This window comes from Frigoribacterium sp. PhB116, from assembly GCF_004364285.1.
In the GTDB taxonomy this organism is placed as follows: Bacteria; Actinomycetota; Actinomycetes; order Actinomycetales; family Microbacteriaceae; genus Frigoribacterium.
In genome coordinates this window covers 1-25,099 of sequence record NZ_SOBE01000004.1, presented here as the reverse complement: position 1 = coordinate 25,099, position 25,099 = coordinate 1, and the positions used below count along the sequence as shown (strand labels likewise).

The window sequence follows — 25,099 nt, the reverse complement described above, 5'->3', positions numbered from 1 at the left end:
CGCGCGTCGTCACGCCGGCGTCATGCGAAGAGAGGAGACAGCGTTCCCGGGGATCCGCGCGGAGACCAGCGAGACGCGGGAGAGGTCGACCGGGAGGAGGGGCAGCGAGAAGTGCAGGTGGTCGACCACCACCTCCTGCTCGCGCAGCAGCTCCGCGACAGATGACCGGGTCAGGGGCCAGCCCCAGCCGCGCGGCAGCCTGTCCTTCTGGTAGCTGGCCCAGGGCAGGTCGTCGTCCACCGTCGAAGGCCAGCGCGCGCGCCCGCGCCCGGGATGGTGCAGCGTGGGGCACTGTTCGGCGGCGGTGTCCGCCGTCACGTCCGACGCCCCCGACGATGCACCGCACCCCCGAGTTCAGGGGTGCATCGTCGGGGGTGCCGGAGGTGCTCAGCGACGGCCGAGCAGCCCCGCGAACGGCCGCTGCTGCTCGCCCTGCTGGGCGCCGAGCACGAGGAGCACGCCCGTGAGGACCGGTGTCGCCCACTGCAGCAGCTTCTGCTGGCGCTGGGCGCTCGCGAGCTCGTCCGAGGTGCCGGCGCCCGGCTCGGTGGTGCCCTTCGCGCCCTCCTGGGCGTTCTTCGCCATCTGGGTCCCGACCACGCCCGACCACGCGGTCGTGCCGATGGCCGCAGCCGTGAGGACGAGCTTCAGCGCGGTGTTGCCGCGCGCCTCTCGCTGTCCGGCGAGCCGGCTCTTGTTCCCGGCGATGAGGCCGATCCCGCCGATGCCGTGCACGACGAGCGCGCCGACCTGGAACGGCGCCCACTTGGTCCAGCCGAGCGACGAGAGCGTCAGGCGCTCGACCGGGTCCTTCGCGCCCGCCGCGGCGCCGTTCACGCCGACGGCGCCCATCAGGTTGCCGCCGAACCAGGCCGCCAGGCCCAGGTCGTGCATGCTGCGGATGACCGTGTTGCGTCCTGCCATGGGTGTTCTCTCCTCAGTCCGTGACAGCGGCCCGATCGCCGCCGTCACACCACGCTGCGCGCCCGCGCGGCCGGTGTCCCGGGCTTGACGGGCGGCGGCGGAGGTGCTCCCACGCACGGCGGCGATGCTCTGCGCACAGCGCGGGGCCCGCGCCCCGCCGCTCGTGGTGAGCGACGGCACGCAGGCCCCGTCCTGCGCGGCCGGGCGGCCGCCTCCTGCGCTCAGCCCGCGGGCAGCGGGCCGTAGAAGCCCGGCGCCGTGCGCGACTGCGACGGACCCGTGGCCTGCTCGAACGCGTAGGCGAGGCCGAGCAGGTCGCCCTCGGCGTAGTCCCGCCCGAGGAACTCGAGGTTGACGCCGGCGCCGGTGACGGTGCCGTCCGCGTCGGTCGCCTGCCCCATCGGGACCGTCACGGCCGGCATGCCCGTGTTGGGGCTGAGGCGCATGTTCGTGCTGAACGCGGCGTAGGGGTTGCCCGACGGGTAGATCAGCGTGTCGAGGTCCTGGTCCTCCAGCATCGCCGTGACCAGGGCGTGCCCGTTCGCGATGGCCGTGGTGTGCGTGCCGGTCGGGCCCGCCCACCCTTGGTAGGTCGCCTCGGTGACGGCGTCGCGAGACCGGTAGGTGCCGGCCCGCGACGGCACGTACTTGCCCGACGCCAGCACGCCCTGCAGCGAGCGCGCCTCGACGTTCGGCGCCAGGTGCCTCGCGACGTAGGCGTCGAGGTCGTGCTTGAACTCGTTCGTGCTGCCGCTGCCCTCGGCGAGCACGGCGACGAAGCCGCTCGGCGGCGCCGAGATCGGGACGACCGTCGCGCCCTGCGCCTGCAGGGTGACCAGCGCCTCCGCGAAGAGCCGAGCGGTGGTCCGGTTGGTGCTGACCATCGACGTCACGTAGCCGATGCGGGTGCCGGCGAGGGCGTCCGCGTCGAGGAAGCTCGTGTACGACTCCGGCACGAGGCCCTGCTGCTCGGCGGTGACCGGGTCGGCCGCGTCCACGCCGGTGACGGAGTCGAGCGCCACGGCCGCGTCGGTGACGGTGCGGGCGATCGGGCCGCCGGTGTCCTGCGAGAGGGCGAGCGGGATGATGCCGTCGCGGCTCGCGAGGCCCACGGTCGGGCGGACGCCGACGAGCTGGTTGAACGACGACGGGATGCGGATCGAGCCGCCCGTGTCGGTGCCGAACCCGATGCCGGCGAGGTTCGCCGCGATCGCCGCCCCGGTGCCGCCGCTCGAGCCGCCGGCCGTCTGGCTGGTGACGTAGGGGCTGGCGACGAGCGTGCTCGTGCCGGCGGGCTGGTACGACGAGAACTCGGACGCGAAGCCGAACGCGAACTCGTCGAGGCTCGCCTTCGCGAGGATCACGGCGCCCGACGCCCGCAGCCCGGCGACCATGGCCGCGTCGGTCGTGGTCTGGTTGCCGTCCCAGCAGCCGCAGCCGCCGGTGGTCGGCATGTCGACCGTGTCGTAGTTGTCCTTCACCGCGATCGGCACGCCGAGCAGCATGTCGGTCATCCCGTCGGAGGCGCGGGTCGCGTCGGCCTCGGCGGCCGCGGCGAGCGCGACCGTGCTGGTCGTGATGATCGAGCGCAGCGGGCGCCCGTTCGACGCCGGGTCGACCTTGGCCGTGTCGTAGGCGGCGATGCGGTCGAGGTAGACCTGCGTGAGCTCGACCGAGGTCGTGACCCCGGCGTTCATGGCGGCCTGCATCTCGACCACCGACGCCTCGACGATCTCGAAGGGGCCGTCGTCGTAGACGATGCGCTGCGACAGGGCGGCGACGTCCGAGACGGTGACCACGCCGTCGGCGTCCGTGTCGGCGACCGCGACCTGGTCCCACGCCGGGGAGGCGCTGGTCGCCCCGAGCGCCGAGCTCAGCACCTCGAGGTCGTCGGCCGTCACCTGGCGGTCGCCGGTCAGGTCGAGCTCGACCCAGTACGGGGCGAGGAACGTGCCGGCGGCGGGCGCGGGCGCGGGCGCTGCCGCGGCGGCGGTGTCGGTGCCTGCGGCTGCGTCAGCGGCGTTCGCGGCCGGGACGGCCACGAGCCCGCCGAGCGCGAGGGCGCAGGTGACGGTCGTCGCGGCGAGGGCGCGGCGTCGGGTGGATGGCACGAGGGAGGTCCTCCTGTGGCTGGTCGAGTCGGGGGCGGGCGAGACGTGGCCGGGCGAGTCGGCACGGAGCGGCGCCTGGCGGGCGCCGGGGCGGAGCGGCGCCTGGCGGGCGCCGGGGCGGAGCGCGCTCATCGGGTGCCCGCCGAGCGGCGGCGGCGCACCTGGGCGACGACCACGGCGGCGATCCCGGCGAGCAGCACGGCGGCGCCCGCGAGGATCCCCGGGAACGCGTCCGAGCCCGTGAAGGCCAGGGGCCCCGAGGCCGAGGAGGCGCCGGTCGCGCCGGACGTGGGCGAGGGCACCGGCGCGGTGCCGCCTCCTGCGGGCGTGCTCGGGTCGGGTACCGGCGCGGGTGCCGGGTCGACCGGGGGCACTGCGGCGGCCGTCACCGCGAGGGGCGCCGTGGACGGCGCCGCGAGCGTCGTCGTCAGCCCGTCCTCGGAGACGAGCGTGACCGAGGCGAGGTCGAGCGTGCCGTCGCCGGCGCCGATCGCGGCGAACTGCAGGTCGACGGCGAGGTCGCCCGCGAGCCCGGGTGAGGTGCCGAGCCGGGTGTGCGTGACGGTGAGTGTGCCGTCCTGCTCGTCGACGGCGTCGAAGCCGCCGTCGGGCGCGGTCGCGCTGCCGTCGACGTAGTCGAGCACGGCGGGGTCGTACTCGACCACGAGCTCGTACGCGTAGACGTCGCTGGTGCCGGTCAGCGCGACCGACGCGTCGACGACGTCGCCGACCGTGGCCGCGGCGGGAGCGGTGATCGACGCGGCGGTGATGCCGGGCGCGATCGGGGCGGGCGCGGCGAGGGCCGGAGCGCTCCCGAGGGCGACGAGGCCGACGGCGAGGGCGCCGGTGGCCAGGGCCGTCCGGGGGCGCACGAGGCGCCGGGTGGTGTGCTGCATCGGGGCAGGTTCCTTCGGTCGAGGTCGAGCGCGGCTCGTCGACGACTGCGGGGCAGGGGGACGCTGGTCCGACGCACGGCCGGGCTGCACGACGGGGCCGACGGGACGGCCTCGTGCCTCGCAGATCGCCGTCGGTCCGCTCGTGTGGATCACACGATCCACACCGTATTCATGGGGTGTTTCGAGCAGACGCACAGTGTCGTTACGGTCGTGTTTCCCGTCGGGTGTCGCCGAGCATCCGGTCGGCGCCGTCCGCGGCGGCGCCGGCGTCCGCACCGCTCAGGCGGGGCCGAGGCCCGTCACACCGCCGCCGACCGCACGCGTGACCTCGCCGTCGGGCCAGCGCAGGTCGACCCCACGCCGCAGCGACAGTTCGCCGATCTCGGCCGTCTCCGCGTACGGCGAGTGCATCCGCGACTCCCCAGGACGGTCTGCCGTCACCATGCCGAACCCGGGGAAGCAGCTCAGCCAGTCCCCCACGGTCACCCCCGAGGAGGCGCCGCCCGGCCTCGGCACGGACGCTACGTCGACGACGGCGCCGTACCCGCTGGCCTCCGCGAGCATCCCGACGGTGCCGACGATGCCGGCCATGCTGACGTCCTTCGCCGCCGCGGGTCGTGCCCGCGCGACGGTGCCCGCGAGGTCGCGCAGCTCGTGCGAGCGGCGCCGCTCGGTCGAGTTCCACTGGCTGCCGTGGTGCCCCTCGCGCCACGAGCCGCTCACGTCGACCGTGAGGCTGAGGGCGTCGCCGTACCGGCCGCCGCCGCCCGGCACAGGATGGGCCGTCCGTCCGAGCGCCGTGACGCTGAGCGCGGCCGGCACCCCGACCTGCGTGTGGCCGCCGAGCAACGGCACGCCCCAGGCCTCGGCGCCGCGGCGCACCCCGGCGAGCACCCGTCGGACGAACGCGGCGTCGCGGCCCGCCACCGCGTCGAGCAGCCCGACGGGCGCGGCGCCCATCGCGCTGAGGTCGTTGACGTTGACGAGCACGCCGCACCAGCCGGCCCACTCCGGGTCGCGCTCGACCATCGAGGGCAGGATCGCGTCGCAGGCCGCGACGACGTCGGTGCCCGGCACGGGCGCCCCGTCGTCGCCGACCCAGCCCGCGCCTCCCAGTGATCCGTCGGGCGACGCCGCCCAGGCGGTGTGCGGCTCGAGCACGGCCTCGAGAAGCGACTTCGTCGCGTCGACGAGACGCTGGTGCCGGTCGATCGGCCAGCGCATCCGGAGGTGGTCGACGCCGCCGATCACGCAGCGGCCGGTCTGCTCCCAGCCGAGACGCCGGAACAGCACCGACGAGCGCACCTGGACGGTCGCGTCGAAGCGGAGCACCCCGAGCTGCTCGGCGAGCGCCGACGCGGCCCGGACGAGTGCCGATCCGACGCCGAGGGCGCTCCGGGCCGACGGCGCGACGACGAGCCGGGAGCCGGTCCACCAGCCGACGTCCTCCTCCCCCACGGGCGCCAGGCGCACCCCGCCGACGACGCCTCCGCCAGCGCGAGCGACGAGCACGACGGTGCGCGGGTCGTCGTCGAGCTCGTCGCGGTCGGTGCCCTCGAAGAGCCCCTGCTCGTCCACGAACGCGTCGCGCCGCAGCCGTCGGTACGCCTCGACCTCGGCGCGGTCGGCAACCCCCACGATGAACTCCGCGGCGGGCGGCGCGACGACCCGCGGCCCCATCAGGGCGGGCACGTCGAGCAGCGCCACCTCAGCCCCCGGCCGTCTGGAGGGCCGAGCACGCGCCGCAGGCTGCGCAGCCGGCCTTCTGGTCGGTGCCCTTCATGCCGGCCGCGATCAGCGCCTCCGACACCCGGAAGGTGATGTCGTGCAGCACCGAGCCGTGCGGCGCGGGCACGTGGTCGACGTCGGTCGCGAGGGTCCCGCGCAGCGGCCGGAACGGGACGATGAACGGGTAGACGCCCATGTCGATCAGCTCCTGGGCGCCGGCGACCATCTCGTCCGGGTCCTCGCCGAGGCCGACGAGCAGGTAGGTCGAGACCTGGTTGCGGCCGAAGACGCGGACGGCCTCGCGCCAGGCGGCCCGGTACTCGTCCATCGACACGCGCGACTTGCCCGGCATCCAGCGGCGGCGCACGTCGTCGTCCATCGACTCGACGTGGATGCCGATCGAGCGCGCGCCGGCCTCGTACAGGTCGGTGATCGTCGTGAGGTCGCCCGGCGGCTCGCACTGCACCTGGATCTCGAGCTCGGGCACCACGGCCTTGATGGCGCGCACGCACCGAGCCAGGTGGGTCGCGCCGCGGTCGCGCCCCTTCGAGGTGCCGGTGGTCATCACCATCTGCTCGACGCCGTCCAGTCGCCAGGCGGCCTCGGCCACCTCCGCGATCATCGACGGCGTCTTGACGGCCACGGTCGCGCCGGAGTTCAGCGACTCCTCGATCGAGCAGAACCGGCAGCGCTCGGCGACGTCGTAGCGCACGCAGGTCTGGACGACGGTGGTCGCCAGCACCTTGGCCCCGTGGAGGCGCGCGATCGCCTCGTAGGAGACGCCGTCCGCCGTCGCCAGGTCGTAGAACCGGGGGCGGGCCACCGGCGTGACCTCGATGCCCGTGTCCTCCCCTTCGAGCAGCAGTCGCCCGTCGTCGACGAGGTACGGACTGTCCTGGCTCTGCGGGATCGCGGACTGCAGGCCCTGGAACAGCACGTGTCCGTCGTCGCTCGGACCAGCGCCTCCTTCGCGGTGCACGGGCGCGGCGACCCGGATGCCGCGGATGGCGACGTCGACGCGGGTGGAGAGCGCCCCGCCGTTCGAGATGCCCACGGCGCGGCGCGCGGGGGCCTGCGGCTCGTTCGTGATCGTCACGCGGTCACCGGCTCAGACCATGTAGGTGCTGTTGATGATGGCGCCCTTGCGGGCGTAGTGGATGACGGCGTCCTGCACGTCGAGGGGGTGGCACGGGATCACGCCGGCGATCAGGTCCTCCTCGCGGTTGCCGTGCAGCGCGAGGCCGAATCGACAGCAGAACACCGTCCCGCCCTCGGCGATGAACGTCTCGAGCGCGTTGTTGATGTTGTTCTCGCCGGGGAACCCGTCCGAGCCCGTCGTCGGGAACCCGCGGTTGGCGATGCAGTTCATCGAGCCGGGGCCGTAGAAGTAGAGCACGCTCGTGAAGCCCTTGCGGAGGGCCCTGGTCGCCTGCAGCACGGCGACGAAGCTCACCGACGACTCGTGGGCGATGCCGTGCACGAGCTGGAAGTAGTGCTCGTCCTTCGTGGCCGTGTAGTCGGGGAAGATCTTGGTCGAGCCGTAGATGTTGCTCCCCTTCGGCAGCGAGGGGTGCGCGATCTCGTTGCGGGAGATCTCGATGTTGTCGAGGACCTGCTGGTCGAAGTCGATGTCGTTGTCGCTCATGGTGCGGGCTCCTTGCGGGGTCGGGACGAGACGGTGCCGGTCGAACTGCGGTGCCTGGATCTGGTCCCGAGTCTTCGACCGCCGTGTTGCAGGCGGATTACGAGGATTCGCCGTTTTGTTTCGGCGTCGCGGATCGTGCCTCTCTATTGCGGCCCCGACCTGCGACACGAGTTCTTATTCCGGCTGTAACCAATCCGAAACAGGTCCTGGCGTCTGATGGACGCACCGCAGGCACCTGCGCCACCGCCTCCACCGACCAGAGGAGACACGATGTCGACGACCGTCGCCGCCGTCTCGGCGAACTTCACCCGGGACCTCGACCAGAACTACGAGCTCATCGAGACCCTCGTCGGCGAGGCGAGGGCGGCCGGCGTGCAGCTGCTCGTCTTCCCCGAGGCCGCGATCGGCGGCTACCTGTCGTCGCTCGGCAACCACGGCGACACCCTCAAGACCACGACGCGCTCGCTGCCGCCGGCGGTCGCGCTCGACGGCCCCGAGCTCCGCCGCGTGCAGCAGATCGTCGGCGACATGGTCGTCTGCATCGGCTTCTGCGAGCTCGCCGACGACGGCGAGACGCGGTACAACGCCGCGGTCTGCCTCGACGGCATGAGGATCTACGGCTCGTACCGCAAGGTGCACCAGCCCCTCGGCGAGGCGATGTCGTACTCGGCCGGCGAGGTCTACGAGGCGTTCGACACCCCCGTCGGCCGCCTCGGCATGCAGATCTGCTACGACAAGGCGTTCCCGGAGGCGGCCCGGTCGCTGGCGCTCGACGGCGCCGAGATCATCGTCAGCATGTCGGCCTGGCCCGTGGCCCGCACGGCCACCGCCGAGAACCTGCAGGACGACCGCTGGACCTACCGCTTCAACCTGCTCGACACGGCCCGCGCCCTCGACAACCAGGTCTTCTGGATCGCCTCGAACCAGGCCGGCACCTTCGGCTCGCTCCGCTACGTCGGCAACGCGAAGGTGGTCGACCCCGGCGGCGTCGTACTCGCCACGACCCTGCTCGAGGCGGGCCTCGCGATCGCCGAGATCGACGTCGAGGGCACCTTCCGGGCCATGCGCGGCGGCATGTTCCACCTGCGCGACCGGCGGCCCGACGCGTACCGCACCGGCGAGGCCGAGGCGGCCTCCGCCGCCGGCAGGAGCCTCGCCCGTGCCTGAGATGACGTTCCAGGTGCGCTGGCCTGACGGCTCCGAGACCGCGTGCTGGTCACCGAGCCTCGTGATGCACGACCACCTCGTCACCGGCGCCGAGTACCCGCTCGCCGAGTTCGTCGAGCGCTCGACGACCGCGTTGCAGATCGCCAGCGAGCGCGTCGCCGCGGCCTACGGCTTCGCCTGCACGTCTGCGATGCAGCAGCAGGCCGAGATCGTCGCGATCGCGGCGACGCACGCAGGAGGCGCGGTGCGCGTGCTCGAGATGCACCCGCCGCTGCCTGCCCCGGCGACCGCAGCCGCGCCTCCTGCAGGAGCGTCGTCGTGACCGCGCTCGTGACCGCCCAGCGCCGTGTCGTGGACGGCACGCACGTGGAGGTGGCCGTCGTCGGCGGCGGCCAGGCCGGCCTCTCGATCAGCTGGCACCTGACGCGCCAGGGCGTCGACCACGTCGTCCTCGAGCGCGACACGATCGCGCACGACTGGATCGACCGCCGGTGGGACGCCTTCACGCTCGTGACCCCGAACTGGCAGTGCGTGCTGCCCGGCTTCGCCTACGACGGCGACGACCCCGACGGCTTCATGGGCCGCGACGAGGTGCACGCGTGGATCCGTCGGTACGCCGCCTCCTTCGACGCCCCCGTCGTCGAGGGCGTGCTCGTCACCCGGCTGCGGGAGGCGGCGGCCGGCGGCTTCGAGGTCGTCACCGACCAGGGCACGATCGTCGCCGACCAGGTCGTGCTCGCCACCGGCGGCTACCACCGCCCGGTGCTGCCGGCCGTCGCCGCGGGGGTGTCCGACGACGTCGTGCAGGTGCACTCCGCCGACTACCGCTCGCCGCAGGCCCTGCCCGAGGGCGGCGTGCTCGTCGTCGGCTCGGGCCAGTCGGGCGCCCAGATCGCCGAGGACCTGCACCTCGCCGGACGCCAGGTGCACCTCGCGCTCGGCTCCGCGCCCCGGTGCGCCCGCTTCTACCGCGGCCGCGACTGCATCGCCTGGCTGAGCGACATGGGCGTGTACGACGTGCCCGTCCAAGCCCAGGTCGGCGGCCTCACGAAGCGCGAGTCGACGAACCACTACATGACCGGGCGGGACGGCGGCCGGGACATCGACCTGCGCGCCTTCGCGCTCGAGGGCATGCGGCTCTACGGCCGGCTGACCGGCGCCGAGGGCACCGCACTGACCTTCAGCCCCACCGCGGAGGCGTCGCTCGACCACGCGGACTCGGTGATGGAGTCGATCAAGACCGACATCGACCGCTTCGTCGAGCGCACCGGCGTCGACGCGCCCGTCGAGCCGCGCTACGTGCCGGTCTGGCGGCCCGAGGCCGAGGTGACGAGCCTCGACCTGCGCGAGGCGGGCATCACGAGCGTCGTCTGGTCGGCCGGGTTCCGGGCGGACTGGTCGTGGGTGCAGGTCGGGGTCTTCGACGGAGGAGGCGTCCCGACGCACCATCGCGGGGTCACCACCGCGCCCGGGCTGCACTTCCTCGGGCTGCCGTGGCTGCACACCTGGGGGTCGGGTCGTTTCGAGGCGATCGCCCGCGACGCCGCGCACGTCGCGGAGAGCATCGCGGCGCGGGCCGGCGGGGCCGGCCGGGCTGGCCGCGCTGACCGATCGGTGCTCGCGGAGAGGGCCGTGGCCGCGGGCTAGCCTGACGCCATGGCCGAGATCACGATGGCAGCCGTCGCCGCGCACTTCGGTCGCGACGTCGGGCGGACGCTCGCGAAGCTCCCCGGCATGGTCGAGCAGGCGCGCGCCCGCGGGGTCGACCTGCTCGTGCTGCCCGACGCGACCGTGGGCGGGTACCTGCTCGACCTCGTGCACCCGGGGGGCGCCTCCTCGGGTCCCGACGACGCCGACGCGCTGCTGCCGCCGGCGGTCGAGATCGACGGGCCCGAGGTGCAGGCCGTCGCCGACCTCGCCGGCGACATGACGGTCTGCTTCGGCGTCACCGAGCGGGCCCTCGAGGGCGGCGAGGACGTCCGGTACAACAGCGCCGTCTGCGTCCAGGCCGGTCGCGTGCTCGGGTCGCACCGCAAGGTGCACCTGCCCCTCGGCGAGTCCGAGGTCTACCGCGCGGGCACCGAGTTCGTCCCGGTCGACACCCCCGTCGGCCGCCTCGGCATGATGATCGACTTCGACAAGACGTTCCCCGAGTCCTCGCGCACGCTGGCGCTCGCGGACGCCGAGCTGCTCGTCTGCCTGAGCGCCTGGCCGGCCAGCGTCACGGACCGCTCGGACCGCCTCCGGAACGACCGCCAGGCCCACCTCTTCGACCTCTACGACTGCGCCAGGGCCGCCGAGAACCAGCTCTGGCTCGTCTCGTCGAACCAGACGGGGGTGCTCGGCGGGCTGAGGTTCCTCGGGCAGGCGAAGGTCGTCGACCCTGCCGGCGAGATCGTCGCCAAGACCTGGGCCAAGGGCGGCCTCGCCGTCGCGACGGCCGACGTCGCCGCTGACGCCGCCCGGGCCCGCCGCACGATGGACCACCTGCGGCAACGCGTGCCGGCCGCCTACGAGAGCGGCCTGCGCTGATGCGGATCGCGCAGGTCACCTACTCGACGAAGCCGCGGGGCGGCGTCGTGCACGCCCTCGCCCTGTCGGAGGCGCTGGCCCGGCGAGGTCACGACGTCACCGTCTGGACCCTCGGCCGCGGCGGCGACCAGGCGTTCTTCCGCCGCGTCGACCCGGCCGTGTCGATCCGCGTCGTACCGTTCGAGGCGCGCGACGACGAGTCGGTCGGCGAGCGGATCGCTCGATCGATCGAGACGATGGGGGCCGCGTTCGCGGAGGCCCGCATGCGCGAGCGGTACGACGTGGTGCACGCGCAGGACTGCATCTCGGCCAACGCGGTCGGCCCGTGCCTCCGGACGATCCACCACCTCGACGAGTTCACGACACCCGAGCTCGTGCGCTGCCACGACGACGCGGTCCGCCGCCCGCTCGCCCGGATCTGCGTGTCCGCCGCCGTCGCCGCCGACGTCGAGCGCGGCTGGGGGCTGACCCCGACCGTGATCCCGAACGGCGTCGACTCGGCCCGCTTCGCCGCGGCGGCCGGCCCTTCGGGCGACGGCGACCGGGCACGCTGGCGCGACCGGCTCGGCGAGTACGTGCTGGCGCTCGGCGGCATCGAGCCGCGCAAGGGCAGCCTCGACCTGGTCGAGGCGTTCGCGCTGCTGCAGCGCCGCCGACCCGACGTGCGCCTGGTGTTCGGCGGCGGCGAGACCCTGTTCGACTATCGCGACTACCGCGCCCGGGTCGACGCCCGCATCGCCGCACTCGGCCTCGACCCCGTCGTGCTCGGCGTGGTCGACGACGACGAGCTGCCCTCGCTCGTCGCCGCCGCCGGCGCCCTCGCCTTCGTCTCGACCAAGGAGGGCTTCGGGCTCGCCGCGATGGAGGCCCTCGCCGCCGGCGTGCCCGTCGTCGCCCGCGACCTGCCGGTGCTGCACGAGGTGTTCGGCCCGACCGTCGTCTATGCGGCCGACCCCCCGTCGATCGAGGAGGCGCTGGTCGCCGCCCTCGACGGGGCCGGCCCCGCAGCCGGTCCCGGCCGCGACCTCGCGGCGTCGCACTCCTGGGACGACGTCGCCCTGCTCCACGAGCAGTTCTACGAGGCCGTCGGCGGGGAGGGCGACCATGGCGCGGCAGTCGATCTCGTGCATCGTCACGGGGCTCGCTGAGGCGGACCCGGACCGCGTGGTGGCACGCGACGACGCCGGGACGCTGACGGCCTCGGAGCTGGACCGCGCCTCCTCGGTGCTCGCCCGCGCCTACCTCGACCTCGGCGTCGGCCACGACTCGCTGGTGACCGTGGCCCTGCCGAACACCGTCGAGATGATCGTCGTCTGCGCCGCGATCTGGAAGTGCGGGGCGACGCCGCAGCCGATCTCGCTCGGGCTCGACGCCGCGGAGCGAGCCGAGCTGGAGGCGCTGGTGCGGCCGGCGCTGGTGGTGGGGGTGCCGTCGGCGGGCAGCGGTGCGGGTGCCGATGGAGGGGCAGATGGTGGTGCCGGGGAGGTGCCGTGGGTGCCTGCGGGCTGGGCGCCTCCCCCGGTGGCCGGTGACGCGCCTCCTCTGCCGGATGCCTGGGCCTCGAGCTGGAAGGCGCCGACCTCGTCGGGGTCGACCGGCCGGCCGAAGGTGGTGCTGGCGGCCGCGCCCGCGCTGCTCGACCCGTCGCTCGCCGTCGCGTCGTTCCTGCCGCGCGACCAGGTGCAGCTCGTCGCCGGACCGCTGACGCACTCGGCGACCTTCACGTACGCGTTCCGCGGGCTGCTGACCGGACACGAGCTCGTGCTGCTGCCGCGTTTCGACGAGCGACGGATGCTGCAGGCGATCGCGGCGCACCGGGTGACCTGGGCGCTGCTCGTGCCGACGATGATGCACCGGCTGCTGCGCCTGCCCGCCGACGAGCGCGCCGCCGCCGACCTGTCGTCGCTCGAGACCGTGCTGCACCTCGGAGCGCCCTGCCCGCCCGACCTCAAGCGCCGGTTCATGGCCTGGGTCGGTGCCGAGCGCGTGGTCGAGGTCTACGCGGGCAGCGAGTCGAACGGGATCCTGTCGATCCGCGGCGACGAGTGGCTCGAGCACCCCGGCAGCGTGGGTCGCCCGGGCGGCGGGACGAGCGTCGCCGTCCGCACGGCCCACGGCGACGACCTGCCGGCGGGCACTGTCGGGCAGGTGTGGCTCCGGCGCGAGGGAGGCCCGACCTACCGGTACCTCGGCGGCCGCTCGGCCCGGACCGACGACGGCTGGGACACCCTCGGCGACCTCGGCCGCCTCGACCCCGACGGGTGGCTGCACCTGGTCGACCGGGTCGACGACGTCGTGCTGCGCGGCGGCGTCAACGTGCACCCGACCGAGGTGGAGCGGGTGCTGGAGGCGCACCCCGCCGTGCGCGGCGCGGTCGCGTTCGGCGTCGCCGACGACGACCTCGGGCAGCGGATCGAGGCCGTGGTGGACGTGGCGGGCGCGGGGGCAGGTGCGGGGGCGCGGGCGAGCGCGGGCGTGGGTGCGGGCGTCACCGCGGAGGAGCTGCTCGCGTGGGCGCGGCAGCGGCTCGACCCCGAGCGACGTCCGGCTGCGCTGTGGCTCGTGGACGAGCCCGTGCGCGACGACGCCGGCAAGACCAGCCGCCGCGCGTGGGCCGCGCGCGCCGCCCGCCTCCACTAGCTGCGAGCTACACCCCGCATCCAGCGCTACACCCCCGGAACCGAGGGTGTAGTGCTGGCTCGAGGGTGCAGCTCGACGAGCCGTGCGCCCGAGGCGTGCAGGCGGCCCCAGCGCGAGCTGCGGGCGCGACAGCCCGCGTTCACCAGGAGGCAGGCAGCGGCGCCCCGGGAACAGGCGGGTGCTCGACGAGCGCGATGGCGTCGCCGAGTCCGATGTGCCCGGGGAAGTTGTAGCGGCCGAAGCGGCCCGTCGGGTCGGTCGCCGAGGTCGGCATCGCGACGGAGGTGCGGCGCAGCGCCTCCGCGAGCACGCGGGTGGAGGTGCCGTCGAGGCGCGGGCCCCGCCGGTCGCGCAGGATGATCTCGACCCGCGCCTCCTTCGCGGTCAGGCGGAGCACGAGCACGTCCGACCGCAGGGCCGGGTCGAGCGGCACGAGAGCGCGGTCGACGTCGGCGAGCGCGACGGTGCGGCGGGTGCCGGCGCGCAGCTGGTCGGTGTCGAGGTTCACCCAGGGCTGCGGGTAGATCGCGTTCCGCACCGCGGTGGCGACCCACATCAGGGCCGCGATCAGCACGGCTCCGAGCAGCAGGTCGCTCGGGAAGGGCACGAGGCCGTCGAAGAACCGGCCGGCCTGCGCGCCGAAGTAGACGATCGTCGTGACGACGAAGACGGCGCTGTACCCGGCCCACGACGACCACCAGCTGCGCTCTCCGATCCGCACCCAGCCGGAGGGGAGCGGCGCGTCGGGGCCGTCAGCGTCGGGGCCGTCAGCATCGGGGCCGTCAGCGTCGGGGCCGTCAGCGTCGCCGCCCTCGCCGGGCTCGTCGTGGTCTGGCGAGCCGGGCCCGTCGGGGCCGGGCTCGTCGTGGTCGGGAGCGCCGGGTCCGCCGGTGCCGGCCGTCACGCCGGGCGCCCGTCGGACGACGACCGGGGTCCGTCGCCGGCCCGCAGCATCCGCACGAGACCCACGACTCCGACGACCAGGGCCGTCGCGAGCAGCGCGCCCGCGGCGAGCGTCAGCACGTTCCCGGCGATCAGCCGGAGGGTGAACCAGTCCGGCTGCGGTGCCGAGCTGTACCGGGCGGGATCGCCCGCCGTGAGGTCGGTCCACCAGGTCAGGAGCACGGCGAGCCCGAGCAGAAGCGCACCGGAGGCGGCCAGCACGACAGCGGCCCGCAGGAGGCGGCGGCCGGCCCGCCGAGTGATCGTCACGTCGCGACACTATTGCAGCGTGCGACGGCGCGCCGCAGCGCGCTCCGCACCCCTCGGACCCGCGCGCACCCTCCCACGCGCCGGCGGGTACGCGCGGGTTCGCCGGGCGTACCCGCGTTCGTCTCGCGCTTCCCGTGTCGCATCGTGTTCCGAGCAGCACGTCGTGTCGTGGCGGGACGTGATGCTCGGAACGTGACGCGACACGTCGGCGACCCCGGCGACCCCGGCGACCCCGGCGACGGCGGCAGGGCGGGCCTCGCCTGCGACTCAGGTCGCAGGCGAGGTCCCGACCTCTGCCCCCTGTGGCGCGGCGCCCGACCGGCGAGCGTGGAGGCATGACATCGACACCCCTCCCCACCCCGCCGCGGACGGGCCTCCGCGGCCGCCGCCTCCTGCCCCGGCTCGCCGCCGCCGCGGCCGTCGTCGCCCTCGCCGTCCCGCTCGCCGCCTGCTCGGCCGGCGCGTCCGACCCGGCCACCGCGGGCGGCACCGCGGCCGGCGCGACCTCCCCCGTCACCGAGCCCGCGCCTCCTGCGACCCCTCAGCGCCAGCCCGGCGGGGGTGAGCTCACGAAGGGCGACGTCGACGCCTGGCTCGACGGCGCGCTCGGCTCGGCGCTGCAGACGGCCGGCATCCCCGGCGCGACGGTCTCCGTCGTCTCGGACGGCCAGGTGCTCACCGCCCGCGGCTACGGCCTCGCCGACACCGGCACGGACGGCGACCCGGCCCGCCCGGTCGACCCCGACGACACCCTGTTCCGCATCGGCTCCGTCTCGAAGGTCGTCTCGGCGACCGCGATCATGCAGCTCGTCGAGCAGGGGAAGCTCGACCTCGACGCCGACGTGCAGCAGTACCTCGACTTCGACCTCGACACCCCGAAGGGCGCGATCACGCTGCGGCACCTGCTGACCCACACGGCCGGCTTCGAGGAGGTCATCGCCGGCCTGATCGGCACCCCCGGCAGCGAGAAGACGCTGCGCGAGGCGGTGACGGACGCTCCCCCGGCGCAGGTCTACGAGCCCGGCACGACTCCTGCGTACTCGAACTACGGCGCCACGCTGGCCGGCTACGTCGCCGAGCGGGTGAGCGGGAAGCCGTTCGCCGAGCTGGTGCAGGAGCAGGTCCTCGACCGCGCCGACATGACGTCGTCGACCTTCGAGCAGCCCCTGCCCGACGACCTCCAGGCGCGGCTCGCGAAGGGCTACCCGAACGACTCGGCGCCGTCCGTGCCGACCGAGGTCGTGAACGCGGCACCCGCCGGCGCGATGTCGGCCACCGCCTCCGACATGGCGCGATTCATGCTCGCGCACCTGGGCGACCTGCCCGCCGAGCAGTCCCTGCTCGAGCCCGCGACCCTCGACGAGATGCACCGCCCCGCCCTCGGAGCCGACCAGCTCGGCACGCTCGCCGTCGGGCAACGCATGGACCTCGGCTTCTTCGACGACAGCACCCCCGGCGTCCCGGCCTTCGGGCACGACGGCGACACGCAGGTGTTCCACAGCGCGATGCGGATGTTCCCCGAGTCCGACGCGGGCATCTTCGTGTCGTTCAACGCCTCGGGACGCACCCCGACCGCGACGCTCGACCTGCGCACGACGCTGCTGCAGGGCTTCGCCGACCGGTACCTGCGCGACGCCTCGGCTGAGGCCGACCTGGCGGGGACCGGCGCGGACTCGGTCGCTGCTGCGGCTGATCCGTCTCGAGACGGATCAGCCGCACGAGACGCCGCCCCCTCCTCGGCGACGTCGTCGGGGTCGGACGAGACCGCAGGAGGCGCGGGCCAGCTCGACAGCGCCGCCGCGGCCGCCGCGATGGCCGGCACCTTCACGTCCTCCCGCTCGCCGGTCACGAACCCGGGCGCGCTCCTCGCCCTGAGCGGCCAGACGACGATCGTCCCCCGCTCGGACGGCACGATCGCGGTCACCCCGAAGCCGCTCGCCACGACGACCGGCGTGTACGAGCTGGTCGACGAGCACCTGTGGCGCGAGGTGGGCGGCGACTCCCTGCTCGCGACGCGGACCGACGGCGACTCTGACGACGCCGACGCGACCGTCCAGGCGATCTCGTGGGGCGCCTCCTTCACGATGCTGCGGGCGCAGCCCTGGCAGGTCGCGTCGACGGCGCTGCCGTCGGTGATCGCCGCCGTCGCCGTGCTGCTCGTCTCGGTGGTCGCGTGGCCGACCGCCGCGCTCGTCGGGCTCGGCCGCCGCACCGGACGCCGCGACCTCGTCGCCGCACGCCGTCCCGAGACCGGACGTCGCCGCCGCGCGCTGCTGCTGTCGCGCATCGGCCAGGTCGCGACGCTGCTCGCCCTCGCCGGCTGGGCGGTCGTGGCCGGGCAGGCCATGTCGTTCGTCGACGTCTCGGCCGGGTCGATCCGCGTGGTGCAGGCGCTGCAGCTGGTGGGCGTCGTCGCGATCGTGCCCGCCGCCGTCGCCGCCGTGCAGGCCGTGCGCGAGCGACGGGGCTGGGCCTCGGTGACCGGACGGGTGCTCGTCGTCGTGGCGCTCGTCGTGCTGGCCGTGTTCGCGGTCACGTGGCGTCTCCTCGCCCCGAGCGTGAGCTTCTGATGCGTCGTCCACAGGGAGGTGCGCCCCGCGACCACGAGGTCGACGGCACCTGGCATGCTCGGGACGTGACCACCTCCTCCTCCCGCTCTGCTCTCGCAGGCGTCGCCGCCGTCTCCGGCCGTGCTGATGCCGCAGGTGCGGCAACGCACGAGGGGACGGGGCCCGGCTTCGCGGCGGCGCGGCGCCTCCTGGCTCGAGTCGGGGTGCGCACGGCGGCCGGACGAGACGTCGTCCTCGCCGCGCTGTGGACGCTGGTGACCGTCGCGCTGCTCGCCTCGCTCCTGGGCGCGGGCGAGTTCCTCGGTGCGTCGCGCAGCATCCCGGCGGCGCAGATCACCGTCGTCCTCGTGCTCGCCGTCGTCCAGTGCCTGCCGCTCGCGCTCCGGCGCCGCTGGCCGGTGGCGACCCTGCTGACGATCAGCGTGGTGCAGGCAGGTCTGCTGGCCGTGCTGCCCACCGGCCTGGCGATCTGGACGGCCGCGCCGGTCGTCGCCGCGTACACCGTCGGCTCGCTGCTGCCGACGCGTCGGGCGGTCACCGTCGTGCTCCTCGCCGTCGGCGTCGAGACGGTCGGCGCTGTGGTCGGCGCGACCGCGGTCGTCAAGCAGGCGCTCGGGGCAGGCGCGGGCATCAGCGGGCTCGGCGGCGTCGGCGCCTCCGGCTCGTCCGTGCTGGTCGAGGCGCTCGCGCTGGTCGCGACGGCCGTCCTCGTGAACGGGATCAGCGCCTCCGTCGGCTCGTGGGTCGCGCTGCGGCGTCGGCACGAGAGCGACAGCCGGGCGCGCGCCGCCGAGTCGGTCGAGCACCACGAGACGCTGACCCGGTCGGCCGTCGCCGCCGAGCGCACCCGCATGGCCCGCGAACTGCACGACATCGCGGCGCACCACCTCACCGGCCTCGTCGTGCAGGCGGGCGCCGCCGAGCGCCTCGTCGACGTCGACCCCGAGCGCGCGAAGGAGTCGCTCCGCAGCGTCCGGTCGCAGGGGCGCGAGACGCTCGACTCGCTGCGGTCGATCGTGGGGATCCTGCGCGAGACCGGCGACGACGCCACCGGCACCGCTCCGGTGCCCGGGCTGCGCGACGTCGGCGGGCTCGTCGCCGCGGCCCGTGCGGCCGGCACCGTCGTCGACGAGCGAGTCGAGAGCGAGCTGCCCACGCTCGCCCCGCTCGCCGACGTCACGGCCTACCGAACCGTGCAGGAGGCGCTGGCCAACGCCCGCAGGCACGCCCCCGGCGCCGGCGTCCTGCTGACCACGACGGTGCGGCAGGGGCGGCTCGTCGTCGTCGTCGAGAACGCGGTGCCCCGGGGGCCCGCGAGCTCTGCTCCGGCAGGGTACGGGCTGGTCGGGATGCGCGAGCGCGCGGCCCTCGTGGGCGGGCTGCTCGAGGCGGGCGTCGTCGGGACGGGGCCGGCCGAGAGGGGTCCGGCCCAGACGGGGCCGGCCCAGACGGGTCCGGCCCAGACGGGGGCGGCCGAGACGCGACCGGTCGACGGCCGAGGGGCCGGGGACGCGGACGCCTGGGCCGCTGCCACAGGCGGGGCCGACGCGGTCGGCGCCCGCACCTGGCGCGTGCGGCTCGAGCTGCCCGTCGAGACGGAGCCCGGCGCCGCCGACGGGCGCGACGGGACCGACGCCGCCGACGGGGCCGTCTCGTGATCCGGGTCGTGCTCGTCGACGACCAGTCGATCGTGCGGGCCGGGTTCCGCATCGTGCTCGAGACCGCCGGAGGGATCGAGGTCGTCGGCGAGGCATCCGGCGGCCGCGAGGGCGTCGAGGTCGTGCGGCGCACCCGGCCCGACGTCGTCGTGATGGACGTCCGGATGCCCGGCGGCGACGGCATCGAGGCGACGCGGTCGATCACGGGCGCAGCCCCGGGCGCACCTCCGGGCGGCGACCGGCAGGCCTCCTCGGTCGCGGTGCCCGGCGACCCGCAGGCGGAGCCAGCCACGCCCGGCGACGCCCGCCGCGGCCCGGCCGTGCTCGTCGCGACGACCTTCGACCTCGACGAGTACGTCTTCGGCGCCCTCGAGGCGGGGGCGAGCGGGTTCGTCCTCAAGGACGCGGAGCCCGACGAGTTCGTCGCCGCCGTCCGCGCTCTGGCGTCGGGGCGCGCCGCGATCGACGGCGCGACCACCCGCCGGGTCATCGCGGAGTTCACGAGACGGCGGGCCGCCTCCTCGTCCGGGGCCTCGGTCGACGTGCTGACGCCGCGCGAGCAGGAGATCGTCCGGCTGCTGGGCGAGGGCCTGTCGAACGACGAGATCGGTGCACGCCTCGTGATCGAGACCAGCACGGTCAAGTCGCACCTGACCCGGGTCATGACGAAGCTCGACACGCGCGACCGGCTGCAGACCGTGGTCTGGGCCTGGCGCTCGGGGCTGCTGCGCTGAGCCTGCGCCTGCCCCGGCGACAACGCACGACGGGCGAGTTCGTCGGGGGCGGGCCGTCACGACCGCCCGCCCCGGCGGCCGCGTCTGACCTGCCCTGAGGCGAAAGCGATGTGACGCGTCCGGGGTGTCCCGCAGCTTCCCACTCCCTCGCAGCGTCACGTCGTTCCCGGCACCGCGCACGAGCACGTGCGCGAGGTCGGGCGTCAGCCGCAGATGCGGGTGACGATCGAGCCGAGCAAGTCGTTCGTGGGGCAGTTCGACTGGCGCACCGTGACGACGACGTCGTCGCGGACGAGCACGGTCTGCGTGAAGTCCGTCCCGTACTGCTCCTCGGTGCGGGTGGACTGGCAGACGGTCCCGCCGAGACGGTCCGTGCAGTCGTACACGTCGCCGGAGCGCTGAGTCATCCTGCAGCGGGAGTTCGCATCGGTCGCGAGTCGTCGTACGATCCGTCCATGACACCGACGTCCGGCCGCTCCCGCTCCGTCCGCGCGGGCGGGTCGCGTCCCGTCGTGGCCGTCGCCCCCATCGCGGCCCTGGCCCTGCTCGCCCTGGCGCTGAGCGGGTGCACGTCGACCACTGGCGCCTCGTCGCCGGACGCCCCGGCCGCCTCCTCGTCCGGGGCGACGCTCGACGACGCCGCGGCATCGGACGACGCCGCCCCCGCCGACGCCGTCCCTGCTGACGCCACCCCCGCCGACGCCGCCACTGCCCCTGCCCTCGACGTCACGGGCTTCGTGCTCGAGGGCTCCGACCCCGACCTCGTCGACGCGAGCGCCGCCTCCCTCGACGTGGTCGGGGTCGACGGCGTGCTCGTGGCCGCCGACGGGGCCAGCGTGAGCAGCCCGTCGCTCGACGCCGAGGCCCAACGGGACGCGGCCCACGCCAGGGGACTGCAGGCGCAGCTGCTCGTGAGCAACTACGACGACCGGATCGGTGACTTCAGCGAGCCGGTCGCGAGCGCTCTGCTGTCGAGCCCGGCGAACCGGTCCGCGGTCGCGGCCGACCTGGCCTCGCGCGTGTCGACGGGCGGCTGGGACTCGCTCATGGTCGACCTCGAGGGCCTCACGGCCGGCGACTCCGCCGGGCTGACCGCCTTCGCCTCGGAGCTGCGTGCAGCCGTCGGCCCCGACGTGCGGCTGGACGTCGCGCTGCAGGCCTCGACGACGGTCGAGGGCTACGGCGACCTCGGCTACGACGTGCCGGTGTTGGCGGCGTCCCTCGACCACCTCACGCTGATGGCCTACGACCAGCACGGACCGTGGGAGCCCGACGACCCGGGCCCCGTCGGCTCCCTCGGCTGGACGATCGACTCGCTCGCCGCCCTCACCGCGCTCGCGCCGACCGACCAGGTCGTGCTCGGCGTCGCGGGCTACGGCTACCGCTGGGGCGGCGACGAGCCCGCCGGGCAGGTGTCCGACGAGGAGGCGCGCGACCGCGTCGAGGACGCCGGCGGCAGCGCCCGCTGGGACTCCACGGCCGCGGAGCAGACCGCGACCCTCGCCGACGGCGCGGTGATGTGGTGGTCGGACTCGCGCTCGCTCGACACGCGCGTCCAGCTCGCCCGCGGGCTGGGCCTCGCCGGCGTCGCCGTCTGGTCGCTCGACCTCAGCGACCCGGTCGAGATCGACGCGGACTGAGGCGCGACCGCCCTCGGGCCGCGCAGGCGCAGCCGCGCAGCGCGCGTGACGACGTGCAGGCGGACCGGCCCGCGCGCCCGCCGCTACCGTGGCCCGCATGCAGCACAGCACCCCGGCCACCCCCGGCAGCACCAGCACCAGCACCAGCACCGACGCCCGCACCCCGACCGCCCCCGAGCGTGCCTGGACCGAGCACGTCATCTGGTGGCACGTCTACCCGCTCGGGTTCGGCGGGGCCGACACGACCGGGGCGGACCGCTCGCCGCAGCCGCGCCTCCTCGACCTCGTGCCGTGGCTCGACCACCTGCTCGCGCTCGGTGCGAACGGGCTCGCGCTCGGCCCCGTCTTCGCGTCGTCGACGCACGGCTACGACACGATCGACTGGCTCCGCGTCGACCCGCGCCTCGGCACCGACGACGACCTCGTCACGCTCATCGACGCCGCTCACTCCAAGGGCGTGCGGGTGATGCTCGACGGCGTCTTCAACCACGTCGGCCCCGAGTTCCCGGCCCTGCAGGAGGCGCGGGCCGACTCGTCCTCGCCGGCCGCCGCCCTGTTCCGTCGCGACGAGCACGGCGAGCTGGCGACCTTCGAGGGGCACGGCGGACTGATCGCACTCGACCACTCGTCGCCCGAGGTGGTCCGCCTCGTCTCAGAGGTGATCGTGCACTGGGCCGACCGCGGCGCCGACGCCTGGCGCCTCGACGCCGCCTACTCGGTGCCGTCGTCGTTCTGGGCCGAGGTGCTGCCTCCCCTGCGCGAGAGCCACCCCGACGTCTGGGTGGTCGGCGAGGTGCTGCACGGCGACTACGCGGCGGCCGTCCGCGACGGAGGCCTCGACAGCGTCACCCAGTACGAGCTCTGGCAGGGCACCTGGCACGGCATCCAGGACGTCAACCTGCACGAGCTCGCCTGGGCGCTGACGCGGCACGACGAGTTCCTCGACGAGTTCGCGCCGCTGACGTTCGTCGGCAACCACGACGTCACCCGCATCGCCAGCCAGATCGACGACGAGCGGCACCACGCGCACGCCGTCGTGCTGCTGTTCACCCTGGGCGGCGTGCCGTCCGTCTACTACGGCGACGAGCTCGGGCTGCGGGCCGTCAAGGAGGAGCGGGTCGGCGGCGACGACGCGATCCGTCCCGCGTTCCCTCGCTGGTCGGGCGACGACGCCGTCGGCACCGACGCCGGTGCCGACGCCGTGTCCCTCGTGGCCGGCGCCGACCCGGCCGTCCTGGCCCTCCACCAGGAGATGGTCGGCGTCCGTCGTCGTCACCCGTGGCTGCACGGGGCGCGCACGCGCACGGTCTCGGTGACGAACGAGACGCTCGTGCTCGAGGTGCGCGGGGCCGCGGCCGGGGCCGACGGGGCGGACGAGCTGCTGCTCGTCGCGCTCAACCTCGGCGACGAGCCCCTCCGCGTCGCGGACCCCGCGCCCGCCGCCGACGGCTGGGTCGCGGGACGCGACGCCGGCCTCGACGGCGACGTGCTCGTCGTCGGTGCGCACGGCTGGGCGGTCGTCGCGCCCCGAGCCTGAGCGCCGTCCCCGTCGACGCCCGAAGAGCCTCTCGAGGGCGGGCATTCCGGGCCGAGGGCGGGTCCCCTGCGACCCGCCCTCGGCCCGGAACACCCGCCCTCGACGACAGAACCTGCGGCGGACGGCGCCCGTGCCACACTCGTGCCGTGACCGAGACCCTCCTCTTCCTCGTGGCCGGCCTCGTGGTGATCGCGGCCTCCACGGTCGTCGGCCCGCGCCTCGGCGTGGCCTCGCCGCTCCTCCTCGTCGCCGTGGGGGTGGGCGCCAGCTTCCTGCCGGCGCTCGGCTCGGTCGAGATCGATCCCGAGCTGATCCTGGCGGGGGTGCTGCCGCCCCTGCTCTACTCGTCGGCGGTGTCGATGCCGGCGATGAACTTCCGACGCGAGTTCGGCGCGATCAGCGGGCTGTCGGTGCTGCTCGTCGTCGCCAGCTCGCTCTTGCTCGGCCTGTTCTTCTCGCTGGTGCTGCCCGATCTCGGCTTCGCGTGGGGCGTCGCCCTCGGCGCGATCGTCAGCCCCACCGACGCCGTCGCGACGTCGATCGTCAAGCAGACCTCGGTGTCGCGATGGGTCGTCGCCATGCTCGACGGCGAGAGCCTGCTCAACGACGCGACCGCCCTCGTGCTGCTGCGGACGGCGATCGTGGCGACCGCCGCCTCCTTCTCGTTCTGGGGCGCCCTCGGCTCCTTCGCGTACTCGGTCGTCGTGGCGGTCGTGATCGGGCTGGTCGTCGGGGCCGTGAACCTGGCCGTGCGGCGTCGGCTCACCGACCCGACCGTCAACACGGTCATCTCGTTCGCGGTGCCGTTCCTCGCGTCCGTGCCGGCCGGTGTCGTAGGCGCATCGGGCCTGGTCGCGGCCGTCGTCGCCGGGCTCGTGACCGGCATCCGGGCGCCGCGCGAGCTGTCGCCCCAGTCGCGCCTGTCGGACGGGCAGAACTGGCGCACCGTCGAGCTCGTGCTCGAGGGCGCGGTATTCCTCACGATGGGGCTGCAGATCCGGTCGATCGTGATCGCCGTCGAGCAGGACCACGCCGGCCTCGCCCCGGCCCTCCTCATCGCCGTAGGGGCGCTCGTGCTGACGGTGCTCGTGCGCGCCGCCTACGTGGCGCCGCTGCTGAGGGTGCTCTCGGCGCGGGCCCGGCACGCCGAGGCGATGCGTCCCCGCGTCGCCGACATGCATCAGCGCATCTCGACGAGCGAGGGGACGCACGAATCGTTCACGGAGATGAACCGCGGCCGACGGACGCCGTCGCCCCGGGCCCTCGACCAGTTCGCCAGACGGGTCACGCAGGGGCTCGCCGACATCGAGTACTTCCTCGCGCAGCCCCTCGGCTGGCGGGACGGCACCGCTGTGGTCTGGGCCGGCATGCGCGGCGCGGTGACGGTCGCGGCCGCACAGACGCTGCCCGACGACACCCCGCAGCGTCCCGTGCTCGTGCTGATCGCGTACGCGGTGGCCGCGCTGTCGCTGCTGGTGCAGGGCGGCACGATCGGGCCGCTGCTGCGTCGCATCGCGGCACCCGTCGACGAGGAGGCGGCACACCGGCAGACGGAGGCGGAACGGCGCCGCCTCGTGGTGCTGCTCCGCGACACGGCTGCCGCGGTGCCGGGCGGCGAGGTGGTGCGGGACACCGCTGCCGCCGCTGCCGCTGCCGACCTGGACGACGACGCGCGGCGTGCCCGCATCGACGCCGCCGTCCAGCACACCCTGGCGGTGCTGGCCGCCCAGCGGACCGCGCTGCTCGACGCCCGCGACGCGGGAACGGTCGACGCCGAGGTGCTGGCCGAGTCCCTGGCGGATCTCGACGCCTCCGAGATCGCGATCCGGCTGAGGGGGCGAGTGCCGCACGAGCCCGCAGGCACGCGACCGGGCCGGAGGGGGCGCCGCGGCAGCCCTGGCAGACCCGTTCGGGACTCGAAGGTCACGGACTGATAACGGGACCAGTCGTTCTGCGCGAGGGTGGCGAACCCCTGTCAACTCCCCACCGGGAACCACAGACAAGGAGAATCATCGTGAACATCTCACGCAAGACCATCACCAAGTCCGCCTTCGGCATCGTCGCCTCCGGCGCCCTCATCTTCAGCCTCGCCGCCTGCTCCTCGA

At 74.6% G+C, this 25,099-nt stretch carries 22 protein-coding genes; 12 read left to right on the top strand and 10 right to left on the bottom strand.

Annotated elements, in window-relative coordinates; genetic code table 11:
* Positions 1-9 precede the first annotated feature (9 nt).
* The 7 genes from EDF20_RS12805 to EDF20_RS12775 form a co-directional block, all read right to left on the bottom strand.
* Positions 10-240, bottom strand: coding sequence for a hypothetical protein (locus EDF20_RS12805; protein WP_133738934.1), 231 nt, complete (start codon positions 238-240; stop codon positions 10-12).
* A 147-nt stretch (positions 241-387) separates the two neighbouring features.
* Entirely contained in the window at positions 388-924 is a 537-nt protein-coding gene (locus EDF20_RS12800) for a hypothetical protein (RefSeq protein ID WP_133738933.1), read from the bottom strand.
* A gap of 221 nt (positions 925-1,145) precedes the next feature.
* Positions 1,146-3,167, bottom strand: a complete 2,022-nt coding sequence (locus EDF20_RS12795) for an amidase family protein (RefSeq protein WP_133738932.1) — start codon at positions 3,165-3,167, stop codon at positions 1,146-1,148.
* Positions 3,164-3,931, bottom strand: a complete 768-nt coding sequence (locus EDF20_RS12790; protein WP_133738931.1) for a cohesin domain-containing protein — start codon at positions 3,929-3,931, stop codon at positions 3,164-3,166. The genes EDF20_RS12795 and EDF20_RS12790 overlap by 4 nt, the downstream gene beginning before the upstream one ends.
* A gap of 279 nt (positions 3,932-4,210) precedes the next feature.
* Complete coding sequence (locus EDF20_RS12785) at positions 4,211-5,638, bottom strand: MSMEG_0567/sll0787 family protein (protein ID WP_208292647.1); 1,428 nt, start codon at positions 5,636-5,638, stop codon at positions 4,211-4,213.
* Position 5,639: 1 nt separating this feature from the next.
* Complete coding sequence (locus EDF20_RS12780) at positions 5,640-6,755, bottom strand: MSMEG_0568 family radical SAM protein (protein WP_243833484.1); 1,116 nt, start codon at positions 6,753-6,755, stop codon at positions 5,640-5,642.
* A 12-nt stretch (positions 6,756-6,767) separates the two neighbouring features.
* The gene (locus EDF20_RS12775; RefSeq protein ID WP_123547142.1) at positions 6,768-7,304 is read right to left on the bottom strand and encodes an MSMEG_0572/Sll0783 family nitrogen starvation response protein; all 537 of its coding nucleotides are present in this window, start codon (positions 7,302-7,304) and stop codon (positions 6,768-6,770) included.
* 270 nt (positions 7,305-7,574) lie between these two features.
* Here EDF20_RS12775 and EDF20_RS12770 point away from each other — a divergent pair, with 270 nt between their 5' ends.
* The 6 genes from EDF20_RS12770 to EDF20_RS12745 are packed head-to-tail and all read left to right on the top strand — an operon-like array spanning position 7,575 to position 13,643.
* Positions 7,575-8,471 (top strand): carbon-nitrogen hydrolase family protein, encoded by an 897-nt coding sequence (locus EDF20_RS12770; protein WP_133738930.1) that lies wholly within the window; start codon positions 7,575-7,577, stop codon positions 8,469-8,471.
* 1 nt (position 8,472) lies between these two features.
* A complete protein-coding gene (locus EDF20_RS12765) occupies positions 8,473-8,793 on the top strand; it encodes an MSMEG_0570 family nitrogen starvation response protein (RefSeq protein ID WP_233569068.1) in 321 nt (106 codons plus the stop codon).
* The gene (locus EDF20_RS12760; protein WP_243833483.1) at positions 8,790-10,118 is read left to right on the top strand and encodes an MSMEG_0569 family flavin-dependent oxidoreductase; all 1,329 of its coding nucleotides are present in this window, start codon (positions 8,790-8,792) and stop codon (positions 10,116-10,118) included. The genes EDF20_RS12765 and EDF20_RS12760 overlap by 4 nt, the downstream gene beginning before the upstream one ends.
* A gap of 9 nt (positions 10,119-10,127) precedes the next feature.
* On the top strand, positions 10,128-11,003 hold the full coding sequence (locus EDF20_RS12755; protein ID WP_133738929.1) for a carbon-nitrogen hydrolase family protein: 876 nt from the start codon (positions 10,128-10,130) through the stop codon (positions 11,001-11,003).
* On the top strand, positions 11,003-12,151 hold the full coding sequence (locus EDF20_RS12750) for an MSMEG_0565 family glycosyltransferase (RefSeq protein ID WP_133738928.1): 1,149 nt from the start codon (positions 11,003-11,005) through the stop codon (positions 12,149-12,151). The genes EDF20_RS12755 and EDF20_RS12750 overlap by 1 nt, the downstream gene beginning before the upstream one ends.
* Positions 12,108-13,643, top strand: a complete 1,536-nt coding sequence (locus EDF20_RS12745) for an AMP-binding protein (protein WP_133738927.1) — start codon at positions 12,108-12,110, stop codon at positions 13,641-13,643. The genes EDF20_RS12750 and EDF20_RS12745 overlap by 44 nt, the downstream gene beginning before the upstream one ends.
* 139 nt (positions 13,644-13,782) lie before the next feature.
* Here EDF20_RS12745 and EDF20_RS12740 read toward each other — a convergent pair whose 3' ends face one another.
* Together EDF20_RS12740 and EDF20_RS15755 are read right to left on the bottom strand one after the other, a co-directional pair.
* Positions 13,783-14,547 carry a hypothetical protein gene (locus EDF20_RS12740; RefSeq protein ID WP_166644826.1) on the bottom strand — a complete coding sequence of 255 codons (765 nt, stop codon included), beginning with the start codon at positions 14,545-14,547 and terminating at the stop codon, positions 13,783-13,785.
* A complete protein-coding gene (locus EDF20_RS15755) occupies positions 14,544-14,855 on the bottom strand; it encodes a hypothetical protein (protein WP_123547149.1) in 312 nt (103 codons plus the stop codon). Before EDF20_RS15755 ends, EDF20_RS12740 begins: the two co-directional genes overlap by 4 nt.
* A 335-nt stretch (positions 14,856-15,190) precedes the next feature.
* Here EDF20_RS15755 and EDF20_RS12730 point away from each other — a divergent pair, with 335 nt between their 5' ends.
* The 3 genes from EDF20_RS12730 (at position 15,191) to EDF20_RS12720 (ending at position 19,817) form a co-directional block, all read left to right on the top strand.
* Positions 15,191-17,425: a serine hydrolase domain-containing protein gene (locus tag EDF20_RS12730; protein ID WP_133738924.1), complete on the top strand. Its 2,235-nt coding sequence runs from the start codon at positions 15,191-15,193 to the stop codon at positions 17,423-17,425.
* Between the two features lie 65 nt (positions 17,426-17,490).
* Positions 17,491-19,083 (top strand): histidine kinase, encoded by a 1,593-nt coding sequence (locus tag EDF20_RS12725; protein ID WP_243833482.1) that lies wholly within the window; start codon positions 17,491-17,493, stop codon positions 19,081-19,083.
* The gene (locus EDF20_RS12720) at positions 19,080-19,817 is read left to right on the top strand and encodes a response regulator transcription factor (protein WP_133738922.1); all 738 of its coding nucleotides are present in this window, start codon (positions 19,080-19,082) and stop codon (positions 19,815-19,817) included. The genes EDF20_RS12725 and EDF20_RS12720 overlap by 4 nt, the downstream gene beginning before the upstream one ends.
* A gap of 203 nt (positions 19,818-20,020) precedes the next feature.
* Here the strand turns inward: EDF20_RS12720 and EDF20_RS12715 are convergent, their stop codons facing one another.
* Complete coding sequence (locus EDF20_RS12715) at positions 20,021-20,224, bottom strand: hypothetical protein (RefSeq protein ID WP_133738921.1); 204 nt, start codon at positions 20,222-20,224, stop codon at positions 20,021-20,023.
* A 48-nt stretch (positions 20,225-20,272) separates the two neighbouring features.
* Between EDF20_RS12715 and EDF20_RS12710 the strand changes: the two genes are divergently transcribed.
* The 3 genes from EDF20_RS12710 to EDF20_RS12700 all read left to right on the top strand — a co-directional run bounded on the left by EDF20_RS12710 (position 20,273) and on the right by EDF20_RS12700 (position 24,928).
* Entirely contained in the window at positions 20,273-21,457 is a 1,185-nt protein-coding gene (locus EDF20_RS12710; protein ID WP_133738920.1) for a glycosyl hydrolase family 18 protein, read from the top strand.
* 97 nt (positions 21,458-21,554) lie between these two features.
* Positions 21,555-22,994, top strand: coding sequence for an alpha-amylase family glycosyl hydrolase (locus EDF20_RS12705; protein ID WP_133738919.1), 1,440 nt, complete (start codon positions 21,555-21,557; stop codon positions 22,992-22,994).
* A gap of 146 nt (positions 22,995-23,140) precedes the next feature.
* A complete protein-coding gene (locus EDF20_RS12700; protein WP_133738918.1) occupies positions 23,141-24,928 on the top strand; it encodes a cation:proton antiporter in 1,788 nt (595 codons plus the stop codon).
* Positions 24,929-25,099: the final 171 nt, after the last annotated feature.